Here is a 7,443-nt window from a genome sequence, read left to right as displayed (position 1 = left end):
GGATGTCTTGGAGTGACACACCTCTTCTACAGCGGCTCCGCTGCTTTGTTCACCGGCTTTGACGAACAGCCCTAACTCTTAACTGAACGGCGTTGGTTCTAGGGCCGCCTGCCTCAGAGCCGCCCCGGTCACGCCGATCGGACGAGATCTGAGTGCGGGGTCCGGGCCGGCTGCCTCAGTATCGCCCGGGCGACCGCCACGACACAGGCGACCCCGAGCAGCAGCCCCCAGGTGACATCGGTGAGGAAGTGCATGCCGCGGTACAGGCGGGAGAAGGCGACCGTGAGCGGGGCGGCGATCCCCAGCACCCAGATCACGACCTGGAGCGCCCTGTTGCGGACGTGCATGGTCAGGACGAGCGCGACCCCGCAGTAGAAGGCGACGGCGGCGCTGACGTGTCCCGACGGAAAGCTGGAGGTGGGCGGGGCGGGGTCGAGGTGCTGTACGGGAGGCCGGTGCCGCCCGACGGCCTCGGTGACGGCCAGGAAGACGAGCGACTGGCTCCAGACGGCCGCGACCAGGAAGATCGATTCCAGCCAGCGCTTGTACACGAGCCTGAAGACGATCGCGGCGACCGCGGTGAGCGCCACGATGTAGGGCGTGTCCGACAGGCTGCTGCCGAAGTCGGTGAGCGTGTTCCACAACGAGGTGCGATCGGCGGCCAGCGACCGGCTCACCGCCGCCTCCCCGGTGGGCCAGGCGAGGATCAGCCTCCCCACGCCGTATGTCACCCCGCCCAGCACGAGCAGCGGTAACAAGAGCATCAACGCGTAGTACTTCACCAGCTCAGTCCTCGACATGCGTCACCCTCACCGACTCCGGTTCGACTCCTTCAGCCAGCGGCGAGGCGGGCCTGCGGCCCTCATCGCGCCGCCACGTCTCAAATCCCGCCACGGTGGCGGCGATCACCGCCGCCCCCAGAACGATCCCCGCGACCACATCGCTCACCCAGTGCACGCCGAGCGCGATCCTGGTATAGCCGACCGACAGCACGACGAACGAGGCGAGTGCCCAGGCCACGTACCTCCCCCATCGGGGCAGCACGGGCAGCAGCAGCAGGACGAGCACCCCCGCGCCGAGCGTCACGTTGACGGCGTGGCCCGAGGGAAAGGAATCGCCCGGGGCGAGTGCGACGGGGTCGGGCAGATGCGGCCTGGCCCGGGCGACGATGATCTTGAGCGCGAGGCCCAGCAGCCCGCCCACGGTTATGGTGGTCACCGCCCAGACGGCCAGCCGCGGCGCTCCCTTGTACAGCAGCCAGGCGGCGTACGCGATGACCGCGATCCGCCATGGCCACGGCCCGAACACGTCCGTCCACACGATGAGCAGCCGCGTCACACCGGGGTGAGCCAGCGCGTACCGGTGCAGTTCGTCGGCGACGTGTGCGTCCAGCCCGTTGACCGGCATCTTCGCCACGACCAGCAGCAGGCTGAACGGGATCATGATCAGCGCCACCGCCAATGAGGCTATCGCCAGCCGGAGCCCCAGCCGCCTTTCCTCGTTGCGCATTCCATGCTCGGTACCCGAGATGGAGGACTTGATTCCTCGGTCTGAACGGCGGCGCCGAGGGTAGTCCGGAGCGCATGTCCCCCACCAAGTCCCCCACCGTGGCGGTCGTCGCGCACCGCAAGAAGACTCTCGGCGCAGGCCTGGACAGGCTGCGTGTGCTCATCACCGAGCAGGACGTGGGCGATCTCCTCTGGTACGAGGTCGGCAAGAGCAGGAAGGCGCCCAAGAAGGTCCGCGAGGCGCTCAAGGAGGGCGCCGAGCTGGTGTTCGTCTGGGGCGGCGACGGCATGGTGCAGCGCTGCGCCGACGTGCTGGCCGGCTCGGGTGTGCCGATGGCCATCCTCCCGGCGGGCACCGGGAACCTGTTCGCCACGAACGTGGGCATCCCCGTCGACCTCGAGGAGGCGGTGCGGATCGGCTTCCACGGCCGCCGGGAGCGGCTGGACTTGGGCCTGCTGAACGGCGAGCACTTCGCGGTGATGGCGGGGGCGGGGTTCGAGGCCGAGATGATCGCCGACGTCGACGGGCAGGCCAAGCAGCGCCTCGGCAAGCTGAGCTACGTCAAGGCGGCCGTCCGGCACGTCGGCGGACCGCTGGTGCCGATGAAGATCAAGATCGACGGGGCAACCTGGTTCGAGGGAGAGGCGAGCTGCCTGCTGCTCGGCAACGTGAGCACGATCGCCGGCGGCATCGAGGCGTTCGACGATGCCCGGCCGGACGACGGCTGGCTGGAGGTCGGCGTCTCCACCGCCAAGGGCCCGATCCAGTGGGGGCGGGTGCTCGGCAGGATGTCCGCGGGACGCTCCGACGAATCCCCGCTCGTCCGGATCTCCCGCGCCAGGAAGGTGTCCGCCCGGTTCGGCGTTCCGCTGACGTACGAGCTGGACGGCGGAGATCGCGGGCGCACGAGCCGGCTCAAGGTCAAGGTGGTCCCGGGCGGGCTCACGGTCTGCCTTCCCCCGGACGCTCGCCCCTGAGCCGGTGGGCCGCCGGCCTGACACGGTGTTCCAGGAGAAGCAGTGCGATGTCGTCGGCGTGCTGACTGGTGTGCGGGGCATGGTCGAGGAGCGTCCTGCCGAGCTGCTCGATGCCTGTGGAGCCGTAGACCAGGTGGCCGGCCAGGTTGGCGATGGCGTGGTCCAGGTCGACGCCGGGCGTCTCGACGAGGCCGTCGGTGTACAGGGCGAGGAGGGCGCCAGGGGGGAAGGGCACCTGAAGCGTCGGGTAGTCGGCGTCGGGGTCGACGCCGAGCAGCAGGCCGGCCGGCACGTCGATGATCTCGGCGGGCATGTTGGGCGGCCGCAGCAGCGGCGGAGGGTGCCCGGCGCTGGCCGCGCGGAGCGTGCGCAGCTGCAGATCGACGTAGATGAGCAGGCAGCTGGTGAACAGCTCGGTGTCCACGTCGATGAGCAGGCGGTTGGTGTGCTTGAGCACGTCGCCGGGGCTGGCGCCGGCGACCGCGTTGGCGTGGATGGCGGTGCGCACCTGTCCCATGAGGGCGGCCGCCGTCATGTTGTGGCCTTGCACGTCGCCGATGACCGCGGCGGCCGAGGTGTCGGTGAGGCGGATCAGGTCGTAGAAGTCGCCGCCGATGCCGACGCCGCGGGTGGCTGGCACGTACCAGGCGGCCACGGCGAGGCCCGAGATCTCGGGCAGGCTCCGCGGGAGCAGTGCCTTCTGCAGGGAGTGGGCGAGCCGGTCCTTGCTGTCGTACCGCAGGGCCCGGTCCAGGGCGTGGGCGACCAGTCCCGCCAGGGCGGTGAAGGTGGCGCGCTCCTCGACGGTGAACGGGTGGGGCTCGTCGAAGGCGAGCAGGCAGATGCCGACGCCCTCGTCGTTGACCTCCAGCGGCAGGCACGCCCAGGCGGCCATCCGGTCGCACTCCTCGGCCTGCGGGTATCTCCGGCGCAGCTCGTTCACGTCGGCGAAGAACGCCGGCTCACCGGTCCGCGCGGCGTCGCCGGCGGGTGTGCCCGAGGTGATGGGCAGGCCGTCGAGCCGTTCGAGTGCGTCCTGACCATAGCCGCGGGCGCCGATGACCCGCATCCTGCTGCCCTCGGCAATCAGGATCGCCATGGCCTTGACCTTGAACATCGGCATGACATGGTCGGCGACCAGATCGATGATCTCCGGTACGTTGAGCGCCCGGGTCAGAGCCACCGCCAGCGGGAGGAAGCTGTAGAAGACCTCCGCCCGCGTCTGGGCCGCCCGGTCCGATTCCGGCTCGCTCATGTGGGCGGGGCCGACCTGGTCCACGTCGAGGGGAGCGACACGCAGGCTCATGCCGCTCGGGTCCGGATACATGCGGAACTCCACCATTCGGCCGTCGGGACATCGGACAACGCAGGAGGTCGTCTGCTGGCTGACCACGGCGGCGCGGCTGCGGTCCTCGAACAGGGGGTCCTTCAGCCAGGGTGCCACCTCCCACAACGGCCTGCCCAGCAGGCCCGTCACGTCCCCGTCGAAAAGCTCGGCCGCCGCGGCGCTGACGAACGTGATGCGACCCTCCAGATCCAGGGCGAGACAACCCACGTGGAGCTGATCGAGATAGCCGCAGACGACCGCCTCGGGATGTCGTTCGAGCGCTCGACGCGGCGGCGGCGCCAGGACGCGTGGTTCGCCGGCGTGGCTCGGCGCGCGATCGACCGACTGCTCGAGGATGGCGGCGATCTTGTCACAGGCCGAGATGAGGGTCTGCCTCTCATACGGGGTCAGCTCGCAGGCGTGCGACTCCGGCCAGATCAGGTAGAACACCCCCCACAGGCGCGAGCCGGTCGTGATGGGGGCGGCGGCGATGGCGAAGGAGTACGGCGCGGCGAGCGCGGTCGCCGGGAAGCGCCGGGCGAGATCTTCGTGGTCGGGCACCCAGACCAGCCGGCGTTCGCGGGCGGCGGCCGCCACCGGGGCGCCGGCGTCCAGCCTGACCCTGGTCCAAGGCTTGACGATCTGGGCCGGCAGGCCGACCTCCACGTCCATGACGAGGAGGTCTTCGGTTTCGGACAGGAGGTAGACGACGCCGATGTGGGCTCCGGACTCGCGTACCGCCTGGAGGAGCACCTCATCCGCCTCGTACCCCTGCCGTGGCGCCGGATAATCCGCTCCACCCTGCGACAACGGTGCCGCATGCGAAGAAAAACCCATATAACGACCGTAAGAGGGCCGCGCCTGAGGCAAGAGTCCCCATTGCCAGATCCTGGCCGCCAACTGGGTGGAAAATGGGCGATTTGCAATGTTCCACACATGCCTCCCAGAACCTCCGCGTAACAATCTTGCAAAGGACTCTTCACCAACCGTGTGTGACCGGTCACACTGATGTGACCGGTCACATGTCTCGTTTGACTTCCCTCGGGCGAATCCGTCCTGTTGCAGGAGAGAACCACCCATGCACCGACCCCCCGACGTCGTCACCGTCGACTTCGCGCAGCGCACCGGCCCCGTCCACGGCGGAGCGACCGGCATGCTCTACGGCCTGTCGGACCCGGGGGTGCCGGGAGATCCGCTCCTCGCCGGCGCCCGGCCGCGCACCGTCGCGCAGAAGGCGCCGGACGGCGACCAGCACCCCAACGGCGACGCCCTCGTGATCGCGGACGGCTTCTTCGCCGCGGGCGGCGAGGAGATCGTCGTCTACATGCAGGACGTCTACAGCCAGTGGCCCTATGAGAACCGCGGCATCGACGACTACCTCGCGAAGATCGACATGATGGTCCGCAAGGTCGTCCGGGAGCGGCCGCAGGACAAGGGCAGGTTCGTCTGGGTGCCCTTCAACGAGCCTGACGGCATCTGGTACCAGGACTGGGCGACCACCAAGGAGAAGTTCTTCAGCGACTGGCAGGTGGTGTTCGAACGCATCCGCTCGATCGACCCCGACGCCAGGATCGTCGGCCCGAACGAGGCCGACTACAACCCCGGCCGGCTGCGTGACTTCCTCACCTGGGCCAAGGACGCGAAGTGCGGCGCCGGGAACTGCCTGCCGGACATCATGAGCTGGCACGAACTGTCGCGCAGCCGGCTCGCCGACTACCGGGGCCACTACGAGCACTACCGCCAGATGGAACGCGACCTGGGCATCGGCCCGCTACCCATCAACATCGACGAGTACGGCAACCGCCGCGACATGTCCGTCCCCGGCCAGATGATCCAGTGGATCTCCCTGTTCGAGGACACCAAGGTCGACGCCGACATGGCGTACTGGACCTATGCCGGCAACCTCGACGACCACGCGGTGCGCACCCGGCAGGCCAACGGCGGCTGGTGGCTGCTGAAGTGGTACGCGGACCTGACCGGGCAGACGGTCAAGGCGGTCCCGCCGCAGCTGAGCGTCGCCGACACGGTCCAGGCGGTCGCGGCGATCGACGAGTCCGCCAGGCGCGGCACCATCCTGGTCGGCGGCGGCTCGGAGCCCGTCCGGCTCGACATCTCCGGCCTCGACCCTGCCCTCTTCGGCAAGCAGGTCGACGTCCTCGTGTCCAGGACCACCTGGACCGGGTACGAGGGCGACGCGCTCCAGCCGCCGGTCATCGCGGCGCGGCGCACCAGCGTGTCCGCGGGCAGGCTGCAGGTGGACCTGCCCGGCGGGGACGCGATGGCCGCCTACCGGGTCACCGTCGTCCCCGCCGGCGGCGCCGCGCCGGCGCCGGACGCCCCCTGGACGGTCTCGGTCGAGGCGGAGTCCGCCACGCTCCACTCGGCCCAGGCCTTCGCCCAGGACACGACGGCGGACCCCCAGCTGTACGCCACCTCCGGCAAGCGGGACGTCGGCGCCATGAACAAGGTCGACTCCGCTGTGACGTTCGCCGTCACCGTGCCCCGCGACGGCCGCTACCGGCTGGGGATCTACCAGGGCGCGAACAAGGTGCCCGGCAGGCACGCGCTGTTCGTGGACGGCGCTCTCGACCAGATCGTCCAGTACTCCGCGAACCTCGGCTGGACCTACCGCGGCCGCACCGACGTGGAGCTCCAGCTGACCGCCGGCACCCACCAGCTCTCCCTGCGCACCAGTGCCGACGGCACGAACCTGCTGCCGGGCAGCGACATCACGCTCGACAGGTTCGACCTCACCGAGGCCGGCGCGGCGGAGCGGGCGGCGTATCCCGCCGACGAGGCGCGCCTGTCCGGCGGCGCGCGGATCACGCGGCACGGCACGGGCCCCGCCATCGCCCTGGGCGGCGGCGCGCGTGCCACGTTCTTCGTCGCCGCGGGCGAGTTCGGCTACTACGACCTGGAGCTCGCCTACCGGGCACGCGAAACGGGCGGCCTCCGGGTGCTCGTGGACGGGCGTGAGATCCCGGGCCTGCGCGCACCGCATCCTGGCGAGGCTTCCTCGCGGGCCCGGGTGTATCTCCCGGCCGGCATCTCCGAGGTCGAAGTCGGCGGCCCGGCCGGCCTGGAGCTGCGCGGCCTCACCCAGGTACGGGCCGGGCAGGCGGACACGGCCGTCCACCGGGTCCAGGCCGAGCAGGCGCCGCGCGCCGGAACCGCGCAGGTGGTCGACGTCCCGGCCACGAGCGGCTCGAACGCCTCGGGGAACGCCTATGTCGGGCAGATCGGCAACGGCGCGGGCAACACCGTGACCCTCCCCCGCCCTGACGGGTTCGGTCCCGGCGAGTACGTCCTGACCGTGCATTACGCCAACGCGGACCGGAACAGCGGCCATCCGTACAACACGGACGTCATCAGCCGGTTCCTCGACATCACCGAGACCGGCGGCTCGACGACGCGCGGTGTGTTCCGGCACACCTACGCGTGGGACAACTTCTGGCCGCAGGCGACACCGCTCACGCTCACGACGGAGAAGGGCGCGATCGTCCTCGGCAACGCGAAGGCGTACGGGCCGAACATCGACCGGCTGGAGCTCGCGCGGCTGGTGCTGGAGGTCGACAACCGGCCGCACAACTGACCCGTACCGTCACCCGGCACACCCCTGAGGGACCTTCT

General features: G+C 70.1%; 5 protein-coding genes. 2 read left to right on the top strand and 3 right to left on the bottom strand.

From position 1 onward, the window contains the following. Nucleotides 1-128: 128 nt before the first annotated feature. Nucleotides 129-800 carry a phosphatase PAP2 family protein gene (locus AB0J64_RS26700; protein ID WP_364032115.1) on the bottom strand — a complete coding sequence of 224 codons (672 nt, stop codon included), beginning with the start codon at nt 798-800 and terminating at the stop codon, nt 129-131. Further along, nucleotides 787-1,509, bottom strand: a complete 723-nt coding sequence (locus AB0J64_RS26695; protein ID WP_364032112.1) for a phosphatase PAP2 family protein — start codon at nt 1,507-1,509, stop codon at nt 787-789. Before AB0J64_RS26695 ends, AB0J64_RS26700 begins: the two co-directional genes overlap by 14 nt. A 74-nt stretch (nt 1,510-1,583) precedes the next feature. Here AB0J64_RS26695 and AB0J64_RS26690 point away from each other — a divergent pair, with 74 nt between their 5' ends. Further along, the gene (locus AB0J64_RS26690; RefSeq protein ID WP_364032109.1) at nt 1,584-2,486 is read left to right on the top strand and encodes a diacylglycerol kinase family protein; all 903 of its coding nucleotides are present in this window, start codon (nt 1,584-1,586) and stop codon (nt 2,484-2,486) included. Here AB0J64_RS26690 and AB0J64_RS26685 read toward each other — a convergent pair. Next, on the bottom strand, nt 2,452-4,566 hold the full coding sequence (locus AB0J64_RS26685; protein ID WP_364032106.1) for a SpoIIE family protein phosphatase: 2,115 nt from the start codon (nt 4,564-4,566) through the stop codon (nt 2,452-2,454). The genes AB0J64_RS26690 and AB0J64_RS26685 overlap by 35 nt on opposite strands. A 325-nt stretch (nt 4,567-4,891) precedes the next feature. Between AB0J64_RS26685 and AB0J64_RS26680 the strand changes: the two genes are divergently transcribed. Further along, nucleotides 4,892-7,405 (top strand): hypothetical protein, encoded by a 2,514-nt coding sequence (locus tag AB0J64_RS26680; protein WP_364032103.1) that lies wholly within the window; start codon nt 4,892-4,894, stop codon nt 7,403-7,405. Nucleotides 7,406-7,443: the final 38 nt, after the last annotated feature.

The organism is Nonomuraea sp. NPDC049695, from assembly GCF_040674955.1.
Classification (GTDB): domain Bacteria; phylum Actinomycetota; class Actinomycetes; order Streptosporangiales; family Streptosporangiaceae; genus Nonomuraea; species Nonomuraea helvata.
This window is presented reverse-complemented; position numbering and strand designations above follow the sequence as displayed.